This is a genomic window from Myxococcales bacterium (assembly GCA_016703425.1).
Classification (GTDB): domain Bacteria; phylum Myxococcota_A; class Polyangia; order Polyangiales; family Polyangiaceae; genus JADJCA01.
The window spans coordinates 197507-222596 of record JADJCA010000008.1; the positions used below are offsets into that span (position 1 = coordinate 197507).

Below are 25090 nucleotides of genomic sequence, written 5' to 3' on the forward strand. Positions count from 1 at the left end.
GGCCCAGCGCAGCCGCAAAAGTGGCTCGCGGCCGGGAGAGACGAGCGTCGCGCAGCACCTCGGGGGTCTAGCGCAGGGAGGCGCCGGCGCCCGCGCGACGACTTCGTTTTACCGGACGGCGTCGATCGCGTCCTCTTAGCGCCCCCCCGTCCCCTTGCCCGAGTCGCGCCCTTCCGCGAAGATCCCGGCTCATGCGCCTTCGACGCGGTCCTGTTGGCGCCCTTCTGCTCGGCATCCCGATGGCGGCGTGCGGCGCCGAAACAGCGCCCTCCGGCGGCCTCATGCTGATCCTCGGCGAAGACGGCCCCCTCGCCTTGGACCGCATGCACATCACCGTGGCGGCCGACGGCGCGATTCTCCACGATGTGGACTACCGCATCCCCGCCGAGGCCTCGCTGCCCACGACCCTCGCCGTCGCGTCCAACGGTCGCGCCGGGGCGCGCGTCACCGTCAGCGTGAGCGGGTATCGAGGCGGCGCCCCCGTCGACCGCCGCGACAACCTCGTGGAGCAGGTCCCGACGGACCGCGTCGCGTCGCTCCGCATCGTCCTCAGCGGCCGTTGCACTCCGCAGGTATCCGCCGAAGCCGACGGCGCGGCCCGGTCCCGGTGCGCCGAGGGCGAGACTTGCGAAACGAAAACCGGCGCCTGCATCGGCGGACGCATCGACGCGAGCGAGCTACCCACGTTTGATCCATCCGCGCCGCTCCCGACCTCCGACGCGCCGCCAGCGACGTGCGACGGCGGACCTTGCGAGGCGTGTCCTGCCGCACACAAGCGCTGCGCGGAACGCTGCGTAAGCCTCACCGACCCGGCCTTCGGATGCGGCGCTGCGACCTGCGAAGCGTGCCCAGCGTCATCGACCTGCGCCGGGCCGGCCGCGGCTCTGGCTTGCGCCTGCGTCGACGACGGGAAGGCGTGCGTCGGAAAGAACTGCGGCGACGTGACCAACAATTGTGGCGCCAAAGTGACCTGCGGGACCTGCACGGCGAGCGCGACCTGCGGCGTCAACGAACCGAACCGCTGCGGCTACGCTCAGAGCTGCGCCATCGCGAACCAAACGACGACCGGCTGCCGCGGCGACAGCGAAGGGTGCTGCGAGAGCTTGCTCGTGCCGGCGGCGACGTACGACCGACGCAACAACGTGGCCACGCCGGCGACGGTCAGCGCGTTTCGCCTCGACAAATACGAGGTCACCGTCGGCCGCTTTCGCACCTTCGTCGATGCGGCCCTCGTCGGTTGGCGGCCGCCGCCGGGCTCCGGCAAACACGTTCACCTTGGCGGTGGCGCCGGCCTCAAGGGCGAGCCGGGCTGGCTAACGTCCTATGACGTCTATTTGCCGACCGACGCGAGCACGTTCGCCGCGGAGGTCGCGGGAGCGAGGCCCGCCGCGACCTGGACCCTCGCCCCTGGCGCCAACGAACGGCTGCCGATGGTGTACGTGCACTGGTACGAAGCTTATGCGTTCTGCATTTGGGACCACGGGTTCTTGCCGACGGAAGCCGAGTGGCAGTTGGCCGCCACCGGCGGCGCCGAGCAGCGCGTGTACCCGTGGGGCAACACGCTGCCGAGCGCGAGCTTCGCGAACTGGTGCGTCGCCGGCGCAAGTTGCGTGGGCCCATCCACCGCTCCCGGGGCCTTCACGCCCGGTGACGGCCGCTTCGGCCACGCGGACCTCGCGGGCAACGCGTGGGAGTGGGTCCTCGATGGCTGGTCTGGCGTACAGCCGACGAGCCCGTGCAACGACTGCTACCTGTCCTATCAATTTCACGCCTACGGGGCCGGCTTCGATACCGCGTCGACGGGCGGCTTGGCCAACGCCCAGTCGCGCCTGGACACGTCGAGCGGCACCTTGCGAAGCAGCTTTCCCATTGGGATTCGCTGCGCGCGAGCGCCGTAACACCGGGCGCCGCGCGCGCGGGCACACTAGGGCGCGACGGCTACTTCGCGAGGGCCCGCTCCACGAGCGGGATCCGATCCTGCCCCCAGTACAGGTCGGTCCCATCGACGACCCAGGTCGGCGCGCCGAAGGCGCCGGCCTTCGCGGCGGCTCCCGTGGCGGCGAAGAGCTCTTCTTTGATGGCCGGCTCTTTCGTGCGGAGGAGCACCTCGGCCGCGTCCGCTCCGATGAGCTCCGCGAGCACCGCGTCGTCTGCGATGTCGCGGTCGTCGGCCCAGTAAGCGCGAAACGTCGCGGCCCGGAACGCAGCGCGGCGCGCCTCGGGAAGCGCCAGGTAAGCGCGCAATGCCTTGACCGTGTTCATAGGGAAGCGCGACGGAAACTTGAAGGGAACGCCCCAGTGATCAGCCCAACGATGCAGATCCACGAGCATGTACTTCCGCTTCGCTTCGGAGAACGCCATGAGCGGCACGTCGACTTGGCCGATGGCCTTGAAGAGACCGCCGAGGAGCATGGGGCAAGAGCGGAGCGTCGCACCGGTGCGTGCCGCGAGCGCCTCCACCTGCGTCGAGGCGAGGTAGGCGTAGGGCGAGGAGAAGTCCCAATAGAAGTCGAGCGTATGGTTCGTCATGGCCTTCGAGCTTTCACCGTTCGGCGGAGCATAAGGCACGCCGAAGGCGAAGTTGAGCCGGTCTTGGCCCCAATAGAGCGAGCCGTCTTCTCGAACGAGCGCGGGAGCACCAAAGACGCCGTGACCGATGGCCTCGTCGGTCAGCGCGCGGAGCCGGTCCTTGATGATCGAAGTCCCGATGGCCGCGACAACGCGATCGGCATCGTGCCCCGCCGCCCCGACCACCGCGCGAATCGTCGCCTCGTCGGAGGGCGCTTGCCCCTTCACCCAATAGGCGTCGTAGAAGCCGCGCACCACGCGTCGATCAATGACGTCGCCGTCGGCCGTCGCCAACGTCGCGCGCAGCGCCTCGACGCTGCGTCGCGGGTGCTCGGCAGGCATGCGGAGGGGAACGCCGAACCATTCGGCGTAGCGCATCATGTCCTCGCCGTTGTGCTTCGCCTTCGCCGGCGACAGCGTCGCAAAGAGCTTCTGCGGCGTGCCGGTCGCGGCGAAGACGCCGCCCAGGAGCATCGGCCGGAGACGCGCTCGCGTCCCGCTCGCGGCCTCGAAGGCTTCGAGCTGCGTGAACGCGAGGTACGCGTAGGGACAGGTGTAGTCGAAATAGAAGTCCATCGGCACGGCGTCCTTCGCCTCGTTCGATCGGAGCGCACACGAGGACGAGGCCTCGCGTAGGGCCAGTTCTTCCGCGTTCCAAGAGGCCCGTCGAGAGGATACCGTCAATGTCCCATGACACCTTCCGAAGTGCGGTCCGTAACGCCCGATGACCTCAAGGAGCAGTTCAGAGAGCGCGCCATCACGAAGATCAAGGTCGGCGGCTTCGACATCGACGGCGTCTTGCGCGGCAAATACATCGCCGCCGACAAGTTCTTTAGCGCCCTCGAGAGCGGCTTCGGTTTCTGCGACGTCATCTTCGGCTGGGACATGGGCGACGTCCTCTACGACAACGGCAAGACCACCGGCTTTCACACCGGCTACTCTGACGTGATCGCCAGGGTGGATCCGTCGACGTTCCGCGTCTTGCCTTGGGAGCCGCAGACGGCAAGTTTCCTTTGCGACTTCTATCTGGCCGACGGTTCGCCGCACCCGGCGTGCCCGAGGAACGTGCTCCGTCGCGTCATCGAGCGCGCCAACACAATGGGCTACGCCCCCAAGATCGGCGCCGAATACGAGTTCTTCGTCTTCCGCGAAACGAGCGAATCGATGCGCGCGAAGGACTACCGCGGCATGACGCCCCTCTCGCCCGGCATGTTCGGCTACTCGTGGCTCCGCGAAGGACAAAACTCCGAGCTCCTCCACGCCATCCTCGAGGACTTCGCCGCCTTCGACATCGACATCGAGGGCCTCCACACGGAGACCGGCCCCGGTGTGCTCGAGGCAGCGCTCACCTTCGACGACGCGCTTCGCATGGCCGACAAGGCCGCGCTCTTCAAGACCGGCATGAAGCAGATCGCCTCCGAGCGGAATCTGTCGGTGACCTTCATGGCGAAGTGGAACGAATCGCTGCCCGGCTCCAGCGGTCACCTGCATCAATCGCTCGTGACCGGCGAAGGCGACGCGGCCAAGAACGCTTTCTACGACGCGACGCTCCCGAACACGCTCTCCTCGCTGGCGCTTCAGTATTTGGGAGGCCTCCTCGAGAACATGCCCGCCATGACGGCCGTCGTGTCGCCCACGGTCAACAGCTACAAGCGCTACGTGCCCGGCGTATGGGCGCCGCTCACGGCCACTTGGGGCGTCGAGAACCGGACGTGCGCCGTACGCGCCATCACCGGCGGCGCGAAGAGCACGCGCCTCGAGTTTCGTCAGCCCGCCGCCGACATGAACCCGTATTTGGCCATCGCCGCGAGCCTCGGCGCCGGTCTCTGGGGCATCGAACACAAGACGGCGTGCCCGCCGCCCTCGACCGGCGACGCGTCAACCGATGCGCGACTTCGCTTGCCGCGATCGCTGAAGGAAGCCACCGCGCTCCTCGACAAGAGCGCCGCCGCCCGCGCGATCCTCGGCGACGCGTTCGTTGACCACTACGTTCGCACGCGCGACTGGGAAGTGCGCCAGTTTGAGCGAGCCGTGACCGACTGGGAGCTCCGCCGCTACTTCGAGATCATCTGACGCGGCGACGATGGCGCGCGCTGCAACCAAGAAGAGGGCGCTGTCCGCGGCGGCCGGCGTCGCTCTCGTCGGGGCGCTGCTCTTTCTCGCGCTCCGCCCAGCGCCGCGAGCGGTGGCGCCGGGAACCGAGACGGCGCCGGGCCTCCTCATCGACGATCCGAAGACGCTCGTGGCGCTCGAGGCCGCAGGCTTCTCCTTCGACCAGGTCGTCGGCAGCGAGCGCAAGGCAGCCTTACGCCGTACCGTGAGCGAAGACATCGCCGAGCTCACGAAGGACCTTGGCCCCAAAGGCGACGTGAAGCGCCCCTTCCACTCGCGCTGGATCGAACGGGGCCGCTTCGAGCTCGTCGGCATCGTGAACCGCACCGATCGCCTCACCTTCGATGGCGCGGCCTGTGGCGAAGCACGGCTCGTGTACCGACTCACGCTCGAGAACCCGGGACGACCCGACACCCGCTTGCCGATGACCGCGAACGTTCGAATCCCGCAAAGGAAGGGCCCCGGGGGATGCGCCGAGGTCGCGCGTCAGTGGACGACGGTCAGCGACATCGCAGGCTTCTTGCGAGCGCTCGGAGCGCCGACGCGCCTCGAGGTGAACTTCCAAAGCCTCCACGTGCCGTCGTATCGGCAAGACATGGACGACAACGCCGAATACGTCCTTCGCACGTTCCGCATGGACACGCGCGAGCTTGTGCCGGAGCGGCTCTTCGGCACGCCGCGCGCCGACCTCGGCGACGGCGAGCGGGCCGAGCTCGCGCAATGGATCACGCAAGAGGCCCGCGCCATTGACCAGGGCACGGCCGTCGTTCCAGAGAAGTTCCTCGCGACGCGCGCCGTGTCCGTTTCGCCGCGCGGCCATTTGCACGCAAAAAACCGCCCGTTCTCCGCCCTCTGGGACGAGGCGGGGCGGCTCCGCATCGCCCAGGCGTTCCCGCTAAAGGATGCGCAGAGGACCAAGACCGCCGAGCTCCTCTTCCGCCGCCTCGACGAGATGACGTGCCCTGGCTGCCATCAGAGCCGCGGCATCGCGGGCTTTCATTTGCTCGGCGAAGAGCGCGATGCGTCGCGAACGTTCAACGCGCTCGCAGTGGGCCACTCGCCGCACCTCGCGAGCGAGCTTGCATGGCGCAAGGGCGCGCTCTCCGCGATCGCGCGCGGCGAGGCCGTGAGCGCGCGCCCATTTTCCGGTCGCGCCGACGGCCCGGGGCTGATGGGTGCCGCCTGCGCCGTGCCGGGGCGCGACCCCGCGCAGGTGCCCGGCGGAGCGGCTCGCGGCTACACCGACTGGGGCTGCGAGCCGGGCCTCGAGTGCCGCGACGTGCACGGCTTCGAGCTCGGCCAATGTGCGCCGGCCCTGGGCTCGCGCGCGGGAGAGCCCTGCGAGCGCGTGCGCGTCGAGGCAAGCGCGAGGCTGGAGGGCGCGTTCGTCCGCAGCGAAGGCGCCGATCCGGCGTGCCCGCTGCCATCGCCAACCCACGACAAGGGACCTTTCTGCGCCCCCAACTGGCTCGGCTTCACGGCCGGCATGTGCAGCGAGCGCTGCACGGAGGTCGGCGCGCGCGCGGAGGGCGCGATCTGCGCGAACCTCCCCACGGCGGGGTACGAGGCCGAGTGCTTCGTCACCGACGAGCCGGTGGAGAAGTGCCTCAAGCGCTACGTCGTGGCGGCGACCATCGCCACATGCGACCGACAGACTCCTTGCCGCGACGATTACGCGTGCGCGCGGGTGCCGGGCGCGCCGGCGGGAACGGGCGCGTGCATACCTCCGTATTTCGTCTTTCAGCTCCGCTTAGACGGGCCTCGGCGCGATCGCTAAACACCACCCGCGGCCTCGCGGCCCCGCCCCCGCGAGAATTGCCTGAGTGCCCCAGGATCCAGAGCGAGCGAGATCGGCGCGCCGAATCCCGCAACCGGCTGAATACCCACACTGTGGTCATGGCACCGACCATGCAGTACCCACTCCGTCCCGAGGAGATAACGACCATCATGAAGAGATCCCTATCGCTAGCTTCGCTCGTGTCCTTGTTTGCGCTCGTGGCGTGTTCGGCCGGGACGAGCGCGCCGGAAGACGGCGAAAGTGACGACGAGCTTCGTCGCGGCAAGGTGTGCGGCGGCTTCGCGGGCATCCAGTGCCCCGACGGACAGGTCTGCAAGCTCACGGCGCAGCATCCCGATGCGACAGGCCGTTGCGGAGCCCCCGGGCCGGGCGACGAGGGGGGCATCTGCGGAGGCATCGCGGGCTTCCAGTGCAAGGATGGCCTTCACTGCAAGATGACGCGCCGTCACCCCGATGCGTCGGGGAAGTGCATCCGGCCCCAGGCCGGAGAAGAAGGCGGCAGCTGCGGCGGCTTCGGCGACGTGCAGTGTCAGGCGGGCCTGGTGTGCGACGTTGACCAAGACCAGCCGAGCCCCCGCCCCATCATGGGCATGCCGATCCGTCGGCGCGACGCCGGCAGCGGACCGCCCCCGGGCGCCGTAGGTCTGCCGATGCCGCCCCCGTCGGGCACTTGCATCGTCGAAGAAGACAACGGCTCGGGCCCGCCGCCCGGCGCCCTCGGCATGCCGATCCATCCCTGAGCCACGCAAGGAGGGCTCGGCGCGCGCGGCAGACCCTGCTCTGGCCGCTCAGGGGCCCACGGGCTGCGCGATCCATGGCCCGACCGATTGGGGTTCGAGCGTTCGCGCGTCTAGCCGCGGCACGAGGGCTGCAGTTCGCTGCGCATGGTCTTGGACGGACGCGTGACGCGAGCCTTGTTGGCGCTCTCCCTGACGACCTTCCTCGCCTGCAGTGGCAACGCCGCCGACGAGGAAGGCGAAGACACCGGCAGCGACGAGGGCGCGCTCGGCTCCTTGCCCAACACGGTCTTTTACTCGGCGTCGCGAACGCACTCGCCGATCGCGCCGAGCGTGGCGGCCCGCCTTCGCTCGGTCCTGCGCGACGGGCAACGCGGCGACGCGTTCTCCAAGATCGGCGACTCGCAGACCGTGAGCTCCCTCTTCATGCACTGCCTCACGAGGCCCGTGGAGCTCGGCGTTGACGCGCCCATCGGCGGCGAGACGCTGCCCATGACGCTCGCCGCCCTCTTGGGTCAACACCGCGGTGCGCGCTCGTTTGGTCGCACGAGCCTCGCGGCCAAGGTGGGCGCCATGGCGAGCTTCGCGCTCGGCGGGCCCCTCGACAGCGAGGTCGCCCAAAACCGCCCCGCCTTCGCGGTGGTGATGTACGGCTCCAACGACATCCAGGGCGCGCCGAGCGGCGGCATCGAGACGTACGCGAAGGAGATGCTCCGCATCACCGACTCGCTCATCGCCCAAGGCGTCGTTCCCATCTTGTCATCGCCGCCGCCGAGGCCCCTGCGAAGCTACGACGTGGCCGCCTTCGGGCCCGCCGGCGCCGACGTCTGGGTGCCTCGCTACTCCGCCGTGGTGCGAGGCATCGCCCAGGCGCGCCAAGTGCCCTTCGTCGATCTCGAGCGCGAGCTTCGCAAGCTCGACGGCCTCGGCATCGGTCCCGACCAACTCCACCTAAACGCCTCTCCCCGCGGCGCGTGCCGCTTCGACGACGACGGCCTGCGATTCGGAATGAACGTGAGAAATCTGGTCACGCTCCATGCGCTCCACCGGGCCCGCGCGGCGACGCTCGGCAAAGCCGCCGACGCCGAGGCGCCTCGCATCGAAGGACAAGGAACGCCCGACGACCCCTTCTTGCCGCCCGAGGTGCCGTTCACCGATCTGCGCGCCCTCGGCGAGAGCCACACGGAAGCCACCAACGCGAGCGCCGACGCGTCGTGCGCGGGACAGCCCACGCGCTTCGTCTACCGCTTCCGAACAAGCGCCACGGAGTCGATCCGCGTCGGGTTCTTCGAAAACGGCCCGCGAGCAGCACGCCTCTTTGTGCGCGAACCAGGCGGCGCCTGTCGGAGCGTCGAGCGACGGGAAGGCACCCTGCCGATGAGCGCCGGCGATCACGAGCTCGTGGTGACGTCGGCGGCGGCGGGCAACGCCGAGTACCTGCTGACCGTCACCCCCGAGCGTCGCTGACGATCGCGAGCGGAGCGGAGCGAACCGGCCGCCCTTAGAATTGGAAGTAGATGAACTCGGCCTGCGAAGCGCCAAAGGCGAGGAGTACCACGCCGGCGACGGCGTAGATGAGCACGCTCGCGCCGCGCGGCCGCAGCGCAAGGATGCGCTCCTTGAACTGTGACAGCGCCACGTAGGCGATGGTCGCCGCCGGGATAGCGAAGAGGGCGAAGGACGGCACGAGCTCGCGCGTCTTCGGCGCGACGATGCCGTGGATCACGTCGAGGGCGATGCCGAAGTCCGGCGCGCGAAAGAAGATGCGCGTGAACGTGATGAGGTGGAACACGATGAGCGCCCGCACGAGGCGCTCTCCGAAGCCCATATCAGAGCGCCTCTTCTGCTTCTTGCCGCGGAGCTCGAAGTACGCGCGCTCCGTCAGCAGGAAGATGCCGTGGAGCGCGCCCCACGCGACGAAGGTCCAGTTGGCGCCGTGCCAGAGGCCCCCGAGGAGCATCGTCAGAAACAGGTTGCGGTACGTGGCGAACTTGGAGCCGTGGTTGCCGCCGAGGGGAATGTACAGGTAGTCGCGCAGCCATCGAGACAGCGTCATGTGCCAGCGACGCCAGAACTCGCTCATGCTGACGGCCTTGTAGGGCTGGTTGAAATTCAGCGGCAGCTCGTAGCCGACGATCTTGGCGCAGCCACGCGCGATGTCGCTGTAGGCCGAGAAGTCGAAGTAGACCTGCATCGAGTAGCCGTACACGGCGACCAGACACATGAAGCGGTTGTGCTCCAAGGGCCGCGCGAAGACTTGCTCCACGAAGGGCGCGAAGTTGTCGGCGAAGAGGGTCTTTTTGATGAAGCCGTGGCCGATGAGCGTCAGGCCTTCGCCAAACTTCTCTTCCTCGATGAGGCGGGGCTTGGGAATTTGATGGAGGAGCTCGCTGGCGCGGACGATGGGCCCCGCGATGAGCTTCGGAAAGAACATCAAGAAGCTGAGGTACTGGAAGAAGTTCCGCTTCGGCTGGAGCTCACCACGGTAGACGTCGATGCCGTAGCTGATCGTCTCGAAGGTGTAGAACGAGATGCCAAGCGGCAAGACGATGTCGAGGGCGGGAGGCTTCCACGGAGAGCCGAGCCAATGCGCCAAGCCGCCGGCGGTGCTGAGCGCCATCCCCGTGTATTTGAAGAACGCCAGCGAGCCCAAGCTGAAGACGAGGCTGAGGATCAGCCAAGGCTTGCGCGCGGCCCGCGTGGGCAAGCTGCCCATCTTGATGGCGACGCCGTAGTCGACGGCCGCCGTCGCGAGCAGGAGGAGAATGAAGGGCGGGCTCCAGCTCGCGTAGAAGAGGAAGCTCGCCCCCAAGATCCACGCGTTGCGCGCGATGCCGTGGACCGGCAGCAGGCGAAGGACGACGAGGAGCGGGATAAAAAACGCGAGGAAGGTGAGCGAGTTGAAGAGCACGAATCACCGGCCCTTCGAGGGGCGCGCAAAGGCGGCCTTGATGCGCGGGTCGGCGGCCAGCGCAGCGCCGAGGAACTTCGAGTAGTCCTCGGCGGTCGCGCGGTGCATGTGCCCCGGGTCCCCGAAGTCTTTGTCGGAGCCGTAGCGGTCGATGTGGTTCCAGAAGATGGCGCCCTCATCGGCGGCAATCTTCTGCAGCTGCTCGCGCCACGCGAGGTGCTTCTTTCCGTTGGCGAAGTGCTCGCGGTAATAGGGCGCCGCCGGCACCTCCACCAGCACGACAACGACGCCCCACTCACGCGCCGCCGACAAGAAGCTCCGCGCGAAAGACGCGTGCCACTGGCTCACGGTGAGCTTCTGGTACTCGCCGGCGTAGTGCACCGCGTGGCGCTGGTAGAAGCGGTATTCCCAATCGGCGACGACGCGGAAGGGCTCGTAGCCGTCGCCCTCGGGCTCGTAGACGCGGGGCCGCGGAGACTCGCGCTCGTAGAGGCCGAGCCGCTTCTGGAGCTTCGCGAGCCGCTTGCCGAGGCCCTCGGTCTTGTCTTCCACCTTGAGCAGCACCGGCGGCCGGTGCCGATAGGGCGGAAAGACATTCATAAGCCCCACGTCGAGCACGAGCTCGAAGGGCGCCCCCGCCTCAAAGAGTGTCGGAATGTCGCGGCGCTCGAGCTGCTCGAGCCGATTGGCCTTCCGCGTCGCGTCGAACATCAACGGATCGACGGCCCACACCACGAGCCGCGGCGACGGATTCATGCGGAGAAGGCCGCTCCGGCCAAAACTTGCATGATGCAATGAATCGGTTCCATCGACGGAGAAGTTGTACCCTCTCACCTCGCCGAAGCCCGCGGCCTCGAGGCTCGCTGAAATCAGACGCGGTGACACGCCGGCGCGAGGTCGCGAATTGCCAAGGATCGCGAAGCCAATGGGCTTCTTCCCTTCGCCCTCCGTCGCCTCTTCGAGCGCTTCCCACGCAGGGCTGCGCACCGTCCCAACCCGGGCCAGCGGCAAGGCGAACAGTGAGAAGGCCACCAGCAGCAACAGGACGCGGCCAAGAAGCCACGAGGCCCGCGCGTCGCGCGGCGGTTCGTCGCGCGGAGGTCCGTTGCCGGCATCCCGAGCCGGACCGCTGGGCGACGGCGACGTGGGGCGAGTGGCTTCTTCCATGCGTCGCGAGCTCTGCCCCGTTGGCGGAGTGAGTGCTGTATCAAAAAATGACGCTGAGGTCGCCCCGAACCCCCGTCCGCGGTAGCGCAACGGAACGTCCCCGAGGCCGGCGTCTGGCGCTCGGGGCCAACCTGCGCTAATTCCCAACGATGCGTTCTGCCTCGCTTCTATCGCTTTTGTCCGTGGCCGGATTCCTTGCCTGCTCTACCAGCTCCAACCGCTTCGCCTCGAACGACGCGGGAAGCGACGCGACCTCGGTGACCGGCGCCACCACCACCAAGAAGGACGGCGGCACCACGGAAGAGACCGACTCAGGCAAGAAGCCCAAGGACTCGGGCGCGCCCCCCGTCACGGCGTGCGCTCCCGGCGACGTCTCGAGCTTCACGCCCACCTGGAAGGCGCCGGCGGTCCTTCACGCGGGCGCCTGCGCGCCGACGCAGATCACGACGCTCATCGACTGCTTCTTCAACGCGAGCGCCAGCCAAACGACCTGCGACGCCTTCCAAAAGGCGGCCGCGAACCAGTCCTGCATCAAGTGTGCGGCGACGGCCGATTCCGCCCCGGCCCTTGGCCCGATGGTCGTCTCCGCCGACAGCCTCGTCACATTGAACATCGCCGGCTGCATCGCCCGCACCGCCAACCAGATGACGGCCACCGGGTGCGGCGCCAAAGTGCAGGCCCTCGGTCAGTGCACCGACGAAGCGTGCAACGCCAACTGCCCCGTCCCCGACGGCGACGACCAGGCGCTTCAGGATCGCAACCAGTGCCAGACCGACGCCGAAAGCTCGGCGTGCCAGAGCTTCGCCACCGACGCGCAATGCGCCGACGCGCTCCTTCAAGGAGCCGCCGCGCCCTGCAACGCGGGCTCGACGTTCGAAGATCTCGCGAGCGCGCTGACGACGCTCTTCTGCGGAAACTGACGACCGCTCGGCACGACCCCGTCGAGCGCGGCGGGGCGCTCGCCGCCTCAGCCTGAAGGACGCGTCGTCGGCATGCCGACGTCGGAGCGGCGAAACTCGCGAGCTTCTGAAATGTCCCAGCCGTCGGGCAAGAGAATGCTCCCGTCTTTCACGCGCTCGTGTTGCGACGGGCTGATCTCGGCCACGAGGCTCCGATAAGGGAAGTGCTCGCTCGGCGGGAAGTTGAAGAACTCGATCTGCCCTTCGTCGGGCGCGGCCTGGTTGACCTCGAGGAGCTTGATGGGTTCGTCGTCGGACGCGTCGGCGGCTGTCACGATCCAATAGATGCGCCGGAGTCGCGGCTCACCGCGGAAGTGACGCGCGATGAGCTCGCGCGCGGCTTCTTCCTTCGAACGCGACATTCCACCAGCCTATGCGCCGCCGAATGCCTTGTGAACAGAATGACGAGACTGAACGGACGTCGCGCCCCGGAGCTCCCCCGCAGAGGCCATCTTGTGAGCGATGGCGGCTGCGAAAGGTAGACCAAGAAGGCCGCTCGTACGTCGTTGAACGGGGCTACCCTGCGGCCGCTCCTCATGCGCAAGAACACGACGCGAACTCCTAAACGAGCTTTCGGGATCTTCACCCTGGCCGCCGTCACGGCGCTCTTGGCCTCCGGTTGCCCAGGCGAGCTGCCGCCGCCGGCGAGCCCCGCCAATGCCCAAAAGGCCCGGCCGAAGGAGCCGGTTGTTTGGCGAACCTCCAAGTCGGGGCTCGGGTTTCGCCTGAGCGATGCGAAGCCCGAGGAGGAAGCTCAACCGTCGGCGGCCAACGTGACGATGCTCGCCGAGGCCGACGCGAAGCGGCTCTTGGCGCGCCTCCCGGCCATGGAGTCCGACCCGTCCGACGAGAAGGACTTCGCGCTGCGCGAGCGCTCTCGCCCGGCGCCGCGGCCTGGCAAGACCGTTGACCTCCCCTTCCCGCCGACCGGCAGCGGCGCACCGCCGGCCGTCGCGGCGGCGCCGGGCCCGCTGACGATATCGCGACGCGCCCCCGAAGGAGAGCTCGACCTCGCGCCGAGCCTCAGCGTCTCTTTCTCGAAGCCGATGGTCGCCATAACGTCGCACGACGAGCTCGCGAAGGTCGCGCCTCCTGTCACGCTGTTGCCCGAACCGCCGGGCAAGTGGCGGTGGCTCGGAACGCAGACGGTCGTCTTCGATCCGGCGCGCGAACGGTTTCCGATGTCGACCGACTACAAGGTGGAGATCAAAGCCGGGACACGCTCGACCGACGGCTCCACGCTGACGCGACCGGAGGTCTGGACCTTCACGACGCCTGCCGTCGCGCTGCGCGGGCACGCGCCGAGCGGAGGCTCCGTCGAGCTGGAGCCGAAGATCTTTGCCGGCTTCAACCAAGGCATCGATCCGCAGTCGATCCTCGCGGCCATGGAGGTTCGCGCCGGCAAAGACCGCGTGCCCGTCACGTTGCTCACCGGCGAAGACGTCGAGGCGAACGCGCAGCTTCGCGCGCTCGCCAAGCGGCACGAGAGCAAGGCCGGCGAGCCGCAACGCTTCATCGCCTTCAAACCCGTGCGGCCTCTGCCCAAGGCGACCCACATCGAGGTGCGCTTCCCCGAAGGCACGCCTTCGGCGGAAGGGCCCAAGCGCACGACACGCGCCCAGAGCTTCGGGTTTTCGACCTACGGTCCGATGGCGCTCTCGAATCACCACTGCAGTTGGAACGACGTCTGTCCGCCGCTCACGCCGTTCATCCTCGACTTCTCGAACGCCATCGACACGGCGGCCTTCGACAAGAACCTCGTGACGGTCTCGCCTCCCCTCGTGGGTATGAAGGTCGACGTTTCAGGCTCGCGCCTCACGGTCTCGGGACGTAGCAAGGGGCGGACGAAGTACACCGTCACGGTGGCCGCGGCGCTCAAGGACCGCTTCGGCCAGTCGCTCGAGCGCGACGCCACCGCGGCCTTCGAGGTCGGTAGCGCAAGGCCGCTCCTCTTCCGCGAAGACTCGCCGCAGATCGTGCTCGACCCCATCGAGCTCAATGCCGCCGGCGGACCGAAGCTCTCGGTCTTCTCGGTGAACCGCGATGCGCTGCGCGTGAAGCTCTTCAAGGTGCGCCCCGAAGACTGGGGCCGCTACCTCAAGTTCCGCCAATCGTGGGACTACGACGGCAAAGAGATCGCGCCGCCCGGCACCCTCGTGCAAAACGAGGTCGTGCGCCCGAAGCGCGCGCCCGACGAGCTCGTCGAGACGTCGATCCCGCTCAAGGCCGCGCTCACCGGCGGCTTCGGGCAGGTCATCGCCCTCGTCGAACCGACGGTGTCGACGAAGGACGACCGCCAGTGGATCCGCCAGTGGATCCAGGTGACGGCCATCGGCCTCGACGTCTTCGCCGACAACCAGAAGGGTTACGGTTGGGCGTCGGCGCTGGCCAACGGAGCGCCACTCGAGGGCATCGAGCTGTCGCTCTTGCCGGCACCTGGCCTCGTCAAGACGGAGCGCGACGGCGTCGCTCGCTTCGACTTGGGCGACTCGAAGTCGGGCGAGGTCGTCGTCGCAAGAAAGGGGTCCGATGTCGCCATGCTCACGGACCGCTACGACGCGGACCTGAGCCTCACGCGGCGCGCGCTCTCCGACTCGATTCGCTTTTTCACCTACGACGATCGCCGCATGTACAAGCCCGGCGAAGAGGTTCACGTCAAAGGCTGGGTGCGGCTACAGAAGAACGAGATCGGAGGCGATTTGGCCGCCGCCGGCGCCAAGTCGTTGTCGTTCAAGGCCAACGATCCGCGCGGCAGCAAGATCACAGAGGGCAAAGCCGTCATTGACGAGAGCGGAGGCTTTGACTTCGCCTTCAAGCTCGCCAAGGACGCAAATCTCGGTACCGGTCGAGTCGAGCTTCGCCTCGACAATGGCCACTACGGGTCGCACGCGTTTCAAGTGCAGGAGTTCCGGCGGCCCGAGTTCGAGGTCGGCGTCTCCGTCGCCGGCGGACCGCACCTCGTCGGCGAGCACGCCGTCGCGACGGTGGCAGCCCGCTACTTCGCCGGCGGCGGCCTGCCCGCCGCCGAGACACGATGGCTCGTGAAGGGGCAAGCGGCGCGCTTCACGCCGCCGAACTTGTCGAACTTCTCCTTCGGCAAGCCCCCGGAGCCGTGGTGGCGTTGGCGCAGCGCGCCGGACGCGGGCGACAAGAACCAAGAGACCTGGACAGCCCGCACCAGCGCCGCCGGCGAGCATCGACTGCGCATCGACTTCGACGCCGTCGAGCCGCCGTACCCGATGAACATCGAGCTCCAGGCCACGGTCACCGACGTGAACCGTCAAGAGTGGACGGCGCGCGGGAACCTGCTCGTTCATCCCGCCGATCTGACGGCAGGCCTTCGCAGCGAGAAGGGCTTCGTCCGCGCCGGCGAGGCTATGCCCATCGACGTCGTCGTCAGCGACCTCGACGGCACCCTCGTGGCCGGAAGCCGCGTCACGGTGCGCTCCGCTCGCCTCGACACCGAGTGGACTCCCGACGGCTACAAGGAGAAGGAGCTCGACGCTCAGACCTGCGAGGTCACGACGACGAAGGAGCCGGTGCGCTGCCAGCTTCCGACGAAGCGCGGCGGGCAACACGCCGTCACCACCGTGGTGACCGACGTCTACGGGCGCAAGAGCCAGACGCGGATCTTCATGTGGGTCGCCGACGACTCGGCGCCGCCCGATCGCGATCTCACGCGCGGCAAGGTCGAGGTCGTCGCCGACAAGAAGGCCTACGCGGCGGGCGAAACGGCCGAGCTTCTCGTGCTCGCACCGTTCGCGCCGGCCGAGGGCGTGCTCATGCTCACGCGTCAGGGCATCGTTCACTTCGAGCGATTCGCCCTGACCAAGACGAGCCAAGTGCTGCGCACGAAGCTCACGACGGGCCACTACCCGAGCGTTGAAGCCCGCGTCGTGCTCGTGGGCGAAGCGCCACGGGACAACGCCGCCGGCGAGCCCGACCCCTCGCTCCCGAAGCGCGCCGCCCACGCCGTCGGCAGCACCACGCTCTCGGTGCCACCGGCCGAGCGCACGCTGAAGGTTCAAACGGTCGCTCGCGAGCCAAAGCTCGACCCCGGCAGCGAAGCGACCATCGACGTCACGGTGGCTGACGCCAAAGGGCGCGCGATGCCCGGCGCGTCGGTGGCGCTCGCCGTCGTTGATGAAGCGATCCTCGCACTCAGCGACGCAAAGCTGCCCGATCCCATCGCGACGTTCTACCCGCCGCGCAGCTCCGAGCTGCGTGAGCTGCGTTCGCGCGATCTCGTCTGGCTCGCGCGCCCCGCGGCCCTTCGTCTCGCCGGGGACGACAGCCGACCGCGAGTCAAGAACGGCTCGGTACGCATGTCGGTCACCCGCGGAGCGGGCGCGGCCGGCCTCGCCGATGTCAGCGCGGACAAGCTCGATCTGGGACGAGCGGAGAAGCCCAAGAAGGAGATGGCGGAGAAGAAGTCGGCGGCGCCGCGTCCCGTGGCCTCTGCGGCGCCGCCATCACCCCCGTCCGGTGCAGCGGCGAAGGACGAAGAGTCCGCGGCCGACGATGCAAAGTCCCCCGAGCTGAAGCTGCGGAAGGACTTCGCAGCGCTCGCCGCCTGGCTCCCGCGCCTCACGACCGACGCATCGGGCCGCGTGCAGGCGAAGGTCAAGCTGCCGGAGAGCGTCACACGCTACCGCATCATGGCCGTCAGCTCGGCCGGCATCACCGACTTCGGCGCCGGCGAGTCCACGGTGACGACGCGTTTGCCGCTCATGGTGCGGCCGTCGGCGCCGCGGTTCTTGAACTACGGCGATCGCTTCGAGTTCCCGATCGTTCTCCAGAACCAAACCGACGCGCCGCTCGACGTCGCCGTGGCGGCACGCGCCAAGAACGCGCGCATGCTCGACACCGGCGGGCGCCGCGTGGTGGTGGCGCCGAACGATCGCGTGGAGGTTCGCGTTCCCGTGGGCACCGCCAAGGCCGGCACGGCGCGCTTCCAAGTAGCCGCCGCGACGATCTCGGGGACGGGAGCGCGCATGGCGAACGACGCCGCCGAGCTCGAGCTGCCGGTGTGGACGCCGGCGACGAGCGAGGCCTTCGCGACCTACGGCACGCTCGACGAAGGCGCCATCGCCCAGAAGGTGCAGATGCCCGGCGGTGTCGTGAAGGAGTTCGGCGCCCTCGAGATCACGACGTCGTCGACGGGCCTGCAAGGGCTCACCGACGCGGTGCTGTACCTGATCCGCTATCCCTTCGACTGCAACGAGCAGATCTCGTCGCGCATGATGAGCATCGCCGCCTTGCGCGACGTGCTTGGGGCCTTCGGTTCGAAGGAACTGCCGAAGCCGGCGGTGCTCGCGGAGAGCATGAAGGCCGACATGGAGAAGCTCCGTACGAGGCAGCACTACTCGGGCGGCTTCTCGTTCTGGGGCCCTAACTTCGAGCCCTACCCGTGGGTCAGCGTGCACGTCTCCCACGCGCTCCAACGTGCGAAGTCGAAGGGCTACGCCGTGCCGAGCGATGTCGAGTCCCGCTCGCGCTCGTTCCTTCAGAACGTCGAGCGCTGGATCCCCGCGTACTACCACCCGGATTCGCGGAGGGCCATCGTCGCCTACGCGCTCTACGTACGGCACCGCTGGGGCATCGGCGACGTGGCGCGCGCCAAGGCGCTCATCCAAGAGGCCGGCGGCGTCGAGAAGCTTCCGCTCGACCAAGTCGGCTGGCTCCTCCCGACGCTCGGCGCCGACGCGACCTCGACCAACGAGGTCGAGGCGATGCGCCGGCTCCTCAGGAACCGCGTGACCGAGACGGCTGGCGCGGCGCACTTCGCGACGAGTTATGGCGACGGCTCGCACTTCTTGCTTCACTCCGACCGGCGCGCCGACGGCGTGCTCTTGGAGTCGCTCATCGGTGATCAGCCGGAAAACGATCTGATCCCCAAGCTCGTGACCGGTCTGCTCGGCCACCGCAAGGCCGGCAAGTGGACGAGCACTCAGGAGAACGCGTTCGTCCTCTTGGCGCTCGACCGCTACTTCCAAACGTACGAGAAGCAGACGCCGAACTTCGTGGGGCGCGCGTGGCTCGGTGAGAAGCTAGCCATGGAGCAGGCGTTCCAGGGTCGAAGCACCGACCGTAACCACGTCGCGATCCCGATGGCGGTGCTCGCCAGCCTCGTCGAGCCGAGGGGCGGCGCGCCGGTGGATCTCGTGCTGCAAAAGGACGGCGTCGGCCGCCTCTACTACCGCGTCGGCATGACCTACGCGCCGAGCGATCTTCGTCCGCCGCCGACGGAACAAGGCTTCAGCGTCACGCGCGTCTACGAAGGCGCCGACGACGCGAAAGACGTACGGCGTGATCCCGACGGCACCTACCGCGTAAAGGCCGGCGCCAAGGTCCGCATCCGCGTGAGCATGGTCGCCCCTGCGCGGCGCCACCATGTCGCGCTCGTGGATCCCTTGCCCGCGGGCCTTGAGCCCATGAACCCCGCGCTCGCCGTCACCGGCGCCATCCCCCAAGACAAGAACGAGTCGGAGAAGAAGCGTGGCGTGCCCTGGTGGTGGAGCCGCACCTGGTACGAGCACCAAAACATGCGCGACGAGCGAGCCGAGGCCTTCGCGTCGCTCTTGTGGGACGGCGTCTACGAGTACACCTACGTGGCTCGTGCGACGGTGCCCGGTACGTACGTCGCGCCGCCGCCGAAGGCGGAGGAGATGTACAGCCCCGAGACCTTCGGCCGCGGAGCGGGCGATCGCGTCATCGTGGAGTGACGCGACGCCGACGACGGCCCGGCGCGCGGCGACGCTCGAGGCCGTCGAGGACCGACTTGGACTCGGGCGTCAGCCACACGAAGCGCAGGCCCATGAGGCCTTCGCGGTCGTCGCGGCGAACGACGTCGGCGATGCCCTCGAGCGTGTAGAGGTCGTCGTCGACGAAGGTCACGCGCACGTCGATCTGCGCGCCGACGGGCTCAAGCTGGCGGGTGCGGACGCACGCGCCGCTCCTGCTCAGATCCGTCACGAAGAGGTCGCTCCCCGGCTCGGGGTACTGATCGGTCACGGGAAAACGCTCGGCGCGGGCCGTCCTCATGGGGCGAGCTTCCGTGGTCGAGGGCGCGGGGGCCAAGTTTTGCGGGCGGTCAAAGCGGGAAGAGGATGCCGCCCCGGGTCGATGCACTAGGATGGACACCGGTCGCCGATGTTCGCCCGCTTCAAACGCGAGTCTCTGTGGATTGCCGCCGTGGGCCCGCTGTTTGCGACGGCCTGCACGTTCCTCGTGTCGTTCGACGAGCGCGCCCCCACGGACGAAGAAGACGCAGGCCCCGCGGCGACGACGACGGCGACGACCACCGCCACGACCCCGCCGCCGGCCCCCCCCGACGCCGGTCCCAATCCCTGCATCGATCCGGCCACGAAGGCTCACGTGCAAGACGGCACCTTGGGCTCGCTCGATCCGACGGACCGCTTGACGCGCTGCTGCGCGGGGATCCCGAGGCGCATCGACAGCAAGGAGCACTGCGGCGTTTGCGGATTTCAATGCGCCGCCGATCAGAACTGTGAGCTTCGCGCCGGTGCCTACTACTGCACCGGTTGCGCCAGCGACGGCAACGCCGTCAACGGTCGGTGCCAAGGCTCCACGGGCTGCTGCTCGCAGAGCTTCGCGCCTGGGCTCGGCGTCTGCGCAGCGAGCACCCCTTGCCAAACGGGCGCGACCAACGTGTGCAACAACGCGCTTTGTCAGCAGCGCGGGGCTATTTGCCGCCCTGCAGGGACGGAGAGCGCCATCTGCACGTATCCTTGAGTTCGCCCATGCGCCTCCTGTCCCCTCAAGTCGTGTGGCTCGGCGCGGTGACGCTCCTTGCCGGGGGCTGCTCGCTGCTCGCCGAGTTCAAGGATCGCGAGGGCGACGCCGACGACGGTGGCGCCCCCGACGGTCCGTTGACAAGCATCAACCCCGGCGGGCGCGACGCCTCCACCGATGGGTCGGTAGCCGCCGTCGAGGGCGGCACCGTGAGCGAGGCCGGTACCCCCGAGACCGCCGGACCGGTCACCTGCGCCGACAAGGCGAACGGCTTCGACATGGGGAACAACATGCGCTGCTGCGGCGGCGTGTCGACGCGCATGGATACGAACGCCAACTGCGGCGCCTGCGGCATCGACTGCAACACCGACAAGAATCACTCCTGCATCGCGCACGCGGGCCGCTTTTATTGCGCCGGGTGCAATGCCGCTGGGGGCGGTGGCAGCGGAGCTTGCTTCACCGGCTGCTGCTTCGTGCCGTTTACCCAAGCCCTCGGCGTGTGCACGCCCGAGCTCGGATGCGGCGCTGTCGCGGGCGTCTCGGGCTTCTGCAACGACTCCCCTTGCGAAACCAAAGCGCCAGGAACGCAGTGCCACAGTGACACGTTGGACGGTAACTACTGCGGCTACTGAGCGAGGCTACGCGTCAGCGTTGCCGCTTCCTGTGCCACCAGCGCCGCGCCCCGAACCTTCCGGCCCGGACGTGGGCACGTTCGACGCATCGTCCGACTGTGGCGCCGCGGGCGCTGCGGCTTGCTCGGGCACCGGCGCCGCGGCCCCATAGGCCGCTTGCGCCGCTTGCGCCTGTTGCCAAGCCTGCTGCTGCGCCTCGTGCGCGGCCCACTGCTGCTGCGCGTGTGGCGGCGCCTGCCACACCTTGCGCGGCGCTCTTGGGAGCTCCTTCCACATGCCGCCCGTCGAGAACGACGACCAGCCGAAGCGCAGCCACTTGAGGAGCGCGAAGGCGAGCCACAAGGCCCATGCGAGCATCGCCAGCCGATAGACAAGCATCGGCGCCGAGAGGACCCAAGGCTGCGGCAGGAGCCCCTCGGTACGGTCGTCGAACCAGATGAGCTGCGATGGCGACGAGCCGTTGCCCACGATCTGCATCTCCGGTCGCCCCAAGAGCCCTTGGTAGACGGCCACCACGAGGACGCCGAGCGCGACGAGCGTGAGGAGCACGAGCGCCAGCTGACGGAGGTTGAACCATCCCGGCGTCAGCTCGGGCCAGTGCTTGCGCGCGCCAAGCGCCACGAGCCAGCCGACCACGAACGCGCCGGCCTCCACCGGCGTTTGCGAGAGGCCAATGGCCAGGAGCAACCACGCGCTCGCCGAGAGCGGCACGAAGCGCACGCGCGAGAGCGAGAGCGCGACCACGACGAGCACGAGCAGCAAGCTCCAGAAGAGCACCGCCGGCCCGAGGCGGGGCCCCGCCGCGAAGAGGACCCAGCGAGCCCCGCCGACGTCGATCTTCACTTCCGCGTTCACCGTGCCCAGGTGCAGATCGACGGCGGAGCCATCGAAACGCGTTTGGATGCCCCTCGGCTCACGCCAGACGAGCTGCACCTCTTGCGCGCCCGGCGTAATGGGAGCGCCACCGCGCGTCCGTCTTGTCGAATCGGCTGGGCCGTCCCTCCGATGCGCAGCGCTTCGAGGATCGCGCCGGGCGGCAGATCGATCGAGTGCTGCCCGCCGCGGCTGGCGCGCAGGCGAAGCGTCAGCGTCGCGTCGGTGGAGCGCACGCCGGGGCGCAAGAGCAGCTTGCTGTCGTCGACGGTGATGGTCTGGCCGGCAGCTCCTTCCGGGCGCGCGATGGCCAGAGACAAGCCCTCGCCGGGCCAGGGGCGCCATTCGGGCATGGTCGCGAAGCGCTTCGGCCCCGGATGGACGGGCGGTATTCCGTCGAAAGAGGCGTGCCAGACGGGGCTCAGGTCGACGCGCCACGTCTCGACCAGGGGAGGCCCTTGGGCGCCGAGAGGCGCACCGGACTCTTCGCGTCGAGCACGCTGCGCCATGTGGTCTCGGGCGCTTGCGCCGGCATGTTGACGAGCGCCTTGCCGTTTTGCACGCGCACGTCGGCGGTGGTGATCGATTCGCCGGCCAGAAGCGGCACCTCGAGAACGATGGCGGCGCCGAGCGGCGAAGCCCTGACGATGCGCGTCTCCACTTGCCACGACAGACCGATGCGAAGGGTCCGCTCGATGTGAACGAAGGGCGGCAGCGCCGTCGTCTCCATGGCGCCGCCGGTCTTCGCCGTGGCGACGGTACGTGTAAGCTGCAAGCTATCGTCCGCCAGGCCATCCTCGTGAAGCCCCTCGAGCTTCCAACCTTTGGCGTCGGCCTCCACGCGGCGAGGCTTCAGCGGCAGCGGCACCTGCACCGTCTCGCGCTCCGGCAAGGGGCCATCAAGGACGAGGTCGTGACTGCCGACGTCGAGCGCGACGTAGAGCTTTCCGTCTCGAAGCAACAGGCCCGTCGCGGCCTTGCCGTCGATGTCGACACGCTCCGGTAACCAATGCGACGGGCCACCGGGCAGCGGCACCGCGACCTTCGCGCCAACGTCGATGGCCATGCGGATGCGCAGCGTCGTCCCAGACGCCTCAAGGACCATCTTGGAGCTCGAAGCGCATTGTGGGTTGCACGGCGGCGGGGCAAGCAACCGCTCCTGCAACGTGTCGAGCATCTCCTTGGTCGGGGTGTCCGCGTGCGCCAGCGCTGACGCAAAGAGCAGCGCGCTGAACGTCGCGACGGCGGCCGCACCTCGCAGGGCGCCACCTCCGCCTCCGCGCCCAACGCGCCTCATCCAGTCGAAGAACGGCATGAAGCGAAGCACGAGGGCGACGAGCAGCGCCGCGCGAAGGAGCGCCAGCACAAGGTTGCCGGTCGGCCCCACGAGCCACAAGCGCAGCTCTTGGCTCCGCTCGACGGGGCCGCTCCACTTGAGGTCCAACGTGGTCCACGACCAACTCGGGAGGCCCGGGCCCGTCTGGACCATGGCGTTGGGATCGTAGACGTCGATGTTTTGCAGCGTTTGTCGTGGAGCGCTCCCGCCGTAGGATTTCGACCATCCGTCGGACGCGCTCTCGGTGACGGCGGCTGCGCGCGACTTGCCGGCGACCGGCTTCTTCGCGACCGGCCGATCTTCAGACTGATCACGAGGCGCGCCCGCCGGCTTCTCTTGTCGTTCTTCCGGCGACGGCACCGGCACGTTCTGGGCCGCGGGCGCTGCTGGCGGCGGCGCCGGCTCGTCCCCCTTCGCGGCCGCACTCACCTCCTTGTCGTTCTCGAGCCCTCCAAGCAAAGCGCCGGTGCGTTGCGGCTCGCCGAGCGCCGGGTACATGCCCTGGCGAACGTGGTGCACCAAGAACGGGAGCGCGATCACCACGAGGACCATCGCCACGGCAAAGCGAAGCGCGTAGAGCACGCGCTTCACGACGCCCTCTGGAATGACGCGCGTCAGCGCCTCTCCCGCCAAGAGGACGGCCCAAATCCACTTGGGCGCCCCCGCTTCCGGCACGATGAGGATCAACGTGATGAGCGTTGCGGCGCCCCAGGCGAGGCCGAAGAGGCGGGCCGTGGCCAAGGCCAGCACCAACACAAGGAAGATCTCCAGCAGCGTGAAGTGCCTTAGCCAAGTGCCCGGCACCTCGTCGACGCCGGACGCGTGAAACAAGCGATAGCCCGGCGGCACGAAGAGCCGGGCGGACACGTGGGAAAAATCGTGGTTCCAGCCGACGGCGGGGACCCGCGCGACGTCGCCGACGATGCGGCTGTCGGCCACGACGTCGAGCTCGCCCTGGCGAATCTCCACGCCAAGTCGAGACGCGTCGCCGAGGTGCGTGATGAACTGATCTTTGCCGCGAATGGCGACGCGTCCCAAGGTTGAGGGCTTGCCCATCTCGAGGCGCATCGACCGGCTCAGCGTTCCCGTGAGCCGATCGGTGGTCGTCATGCCGCCGCCCTCGAAGTCGAGCCAGATGCGCCGGTCGAGCGTGAGCTGATCGGGCGGCGGATCCGCGTCGCCGCGCCGCTTTTCGACGAGGCGCATCTTGGTCCCGAGCTTCATGGGATACGCCGGGAGCTTCTTCCACGCGTCGGTGAGCGTCGTCTGCTGCGGGTCGATGGACTGAACGCCTTCGACCTCCACGACGCGGAGCTCGGGCCGCGCCTGAAAGACCCAAACCTCGTCGCCTTCGCGCCACGGGCCTTCCGGCTTCGGACGCTCGAGCTCGCCGGCGGGCCCTTCGCTGCGAGCCGTTAGCTCGATGACGTAGCTGCCGGCGCGCGCTTGCACGCGGAGCCGCGAGTCGGGCTCGACGCGCGTCGGGAGCTGCGCGTCGAGCAAGACCGGCGCGTAGCCCGGTGGCAGCGCTCGACCGAGGACGATCTCGCGATTCTTCCCCGCGACCGCCAGCTGAATGCGCGTCACGAGCTTGAGCGGCACCTCGTCTTCGACACGCCGATGCACGACGATCTCGAGCGCGTCGCCTTCGACGGCGCCGCTCTCTTTCTGGAGCCACACGAGGCCTTCCGCATCGCGCACCGGCGAGGCGACGCGCCGGCCGCGCACTTGGAGGACGAGCAGGCCCGTCTCCTTCGGAATCGGCAGCGCCTCGGGAAGCGTGTCCCAGGCGAAGGTGGCTTCGATGCGGTGCGTGCCCACGGAAAGGGCGACGGCCGGCTTGCCTTCCTTGGGAACGACGACCGCCTTCTTTCCGTCGACTCTCACGTCTTGTGGCCAGCGGCGCTCATCGCCGGGAAGCGCCACCGTTCGCTCCGCGTCCACGCGCCACTCCTGACGCATCGAGCCACCGCGATCGGTGAGCGAAAGGTCGAGGCGTGACGGCCAGGTGCACGTGGCGCCCGACTGAACCACGGGACACGAAGCCTCCTCCTTCCCATGAAGCACCCAAGGCACCCACGGCTTGAGCGGCTCCGGCACGTCCTTCGGCGCGAGGGGCCCAGCGGCCCACGCGGAGACGGGCGAGAGCGCGGCGACAAGGAGAAGTACGACTGCGAGGAGGACGAAGAAGCGGCCGTGGAAGCGCATCGCGATGGGACACTCTACGCGTCGGACAAGGCGG

General features: G+C 68.5%; 17 protein-coding genes. 9 read left to right on the top strand and 8 right to left on the bottom strand.

Features of this window, described 5'->3' with window-relative positions; all coding sequences use genetic code 11:
- The first annotated feature begins 191 nt into the window (after positions 1-191).
- Positions 192-1898 carry an SUMF1/EgtB/PvdO family nonheme iron enzyme gene (locus IPG50_15890; protein ID MBK6693668.1) on the top strand — a complete coding sequence of 569 codons (1707 nt, stop codon included), beginning with the start codon at positions 192-194 and terminating at the stop codon, positions 1896-1898.
- Between the two features lie 40 nt (positions 1899-1938).
- Here the strand turns inward: IPG50_15890 and IPG50_15895 are convergent, their stop codons facing one another.
- Positions 1939-3150, bottom strand: a complete 1212-nt coding sequence (locus IPG50_15895; protein ID MBK6693669.1) for a 2-hydroxychromene-2-carboxylate isomerase — start codon at positions 3148-3150, stop codon at positions 1939-1941.
- Positions 3151-3258: 108 nt separating this feature from the next.
- Between IPG50_15895 and IPG50_15900 the strand changes: the two genes are divergently transcribed.
- The 4 genes from IPG50_15900 (at position 3259) to IPG50_15915 (ending at position 8682) form a co-directional block, all read left to right on the top strand.
- Positions 3259-4641, top strand: coding sequence for a glutamine synthetase (locus IPG50_15900; protein MBK6693670.1), 1383 nt, complete (start codon positions 3259-3261; stop codon positions 4639-4641).
- Between the two features lie 10 nt (positions 4642-4651).
- Complete coding sequence (locus IPG50_15905; GenBank protein ID MBK6693671.1) at positions 4652-6457, top strand: hypothetical protein; 1806 nt, start codon at positions 4652-4654, stop codon at positions 6455-6457.
- 170 nt (positions 6458-6627) lie between these two features.
- Entirely contained in the window at positions 6628-7218 is a 591-nt protein-coding gene (locus IPG50_15910; GenBank protein ID MBK6693672.1) for a hypothetical protein, read from the top strand.
- A 162-nt stretch (positions 7219-7380) separates the two neighbouring features.
- Positions 7381-8682 carry a hypothetical protein gene (locus tag IPG50_15915; GenBank protein MBK6693673.1) on the top strand — a complete coding sequence of 434 codons (1302 nt, stop codon included), beginning with the start codon at positions 7381-7383 and terminating at the stop codon, positions 8680-8682.
- 34 nt (positions 8683-8716) lie between these two features.
- On the opposite strand, the gene IPG50_15920 is transcribed toward IPG50_15915, so the two are convergent.
- Positions 8717-10126, bottom strand: a complete 1410-nt coding sequence (locus IPG50_15920) for an MBOAT family protein (protein ID MBK6693674.1) — start codon at positions 10124-10126, stop codon at positions 8717-8719.
- Positions 10127-10129: 3 nt separating this feature from the next.
- Complete coding sequence (locus tag IPG50_15925) at positions 10130-11293, bottom strand: hypothetical protein (protein ID MBK6693675.1); 1164 nt, start codon at positions 11291-11293, stop codon at positions 10130-10132.
- 149 nt (positions 11294-11442) lie between these two features.
- Between IPG50_15925 and IPG50_15930 the strand changes: the two genes are divergently transcribed.
- Positions 11443-12213 (top strand): hypothetical protein, encoded by a 771-nt coding sequence (locus IPG50_15930; GenBank protein ID MBK6693676.1) that lies wholly within the window; start codon positions 11443-11445, stop codon positions 12211-12213.
- A gap of 47 nt (positions 12214-12260) precedes the next feature.
- Here the strand turns inward: IPG50_15930 and IPG50_15935 are convergent, their stop codons facing one another.
- The gene (locus IPG50_15935) at positions 12261-12614 is read right to left on the bottom strand and encodes a hypothetical protein (protein MBK6693677.1); all 354 of its coding nucleotides are present in this window, start codon (positions 12612-12614) and stop codon (positions 12261-12263) included.
- A 174-nt stretch (positions 12615-12788) separates the two neighbouring features.
- Here IPG50_15935 and IPG50_15940 point away from each other — a divergent pair, with 174 nt between their 5' ends.
- Positions 12789-18977, top strand: a complete 6189-nt coding sequence (locus tag IPG50_15940; GenBank protein MBK6693678.1) for a hypothetical protein — start codon at positions 12789-12791, stop codon at positions 18975-18977.
- Here the strand turns inward: IPG50_15940 and IPG50_15945 are convergent.
- Entirely contained in the window at positions 18964-19296 is a 333-nt protein-coding gene (locus IPG50_15945) for a PilZ domain-containing protein (GenBank protein ID MBK6693679.1), read from the bottom strand. The genes IPG50_15940 and IPG50_15945 overlap by 14 nt on opposite strands.
- Positions 19297-19446: 150 nt before the next feature.
- Between IPG50_15945 and IPG50_15950 the strand changes: the two genes are divergently transcribed.
- Both IPG50_15950 and IPG50_15955 read left to right on the top strand, forming a co-directional pair.
- On the top strand, positions 19447-20007 hold the full coding sequence (locus IPG50_15950) for a hypothetical protein (GenBank protein ID MBK6693680.1): 561 nt from the start codon (positions 19447-19449) through the stop codon (positions 20005-20007).
- Positions 20008-20015: 8 nt separating this feature from the next.
- A complete protein-coding gene (locus IPG50_15955; protein MBK6693681.1) occupies positions 20016-20639 on the top strand; it encodes a hypothetical protein in 624 nt (207 codons plus the stop codon).
- A 6-nt stretch (positions 20640-20645) separates the two neighbouring features.
- Here the strand turns inward: IPG50_15955 and IPG50_15960 are convergent, their stop codons facing one another.
- From IPG50_15960 to IPG50_15970, 3 genes are all read right to left on the bottom strand, one after another.
- Positions 20646-21494 carry a hypothetical protein gene (locus IPG50_15960; GenBank protein MBK6693682.1) on the bottom strand — a complete coding sequence of 283 codons (849 nt, stop codon included), beginning with the start codon at positions 21492-21494 and terminating at the stop codon, positions 20646-20648.
- A complete protein-coding gene (locus IPG50_15965) occupies positions 21491-21865 on the bottom strand; it encodes a hypothetical protein (GenBank protein ID MBK6693683.1) in 375 nt (124 codons plus the stop codon). Before IPG50_15965 ends, IPG50_15960 begins: the two co-directional genes overlap by 4 nt.
- Positions 21866-21933: 68 nt before the next feature.
- Entirely contained in the window at positions 21934-25056 is a 3123-nt protein-coding gene (locus tag IPG50_15970; GenBank protein MBK6693684.1) for a hypothetical protein, read from the bottom strand.
- Positions 25057-25090 lie beyond the last annotated feature (34 nt).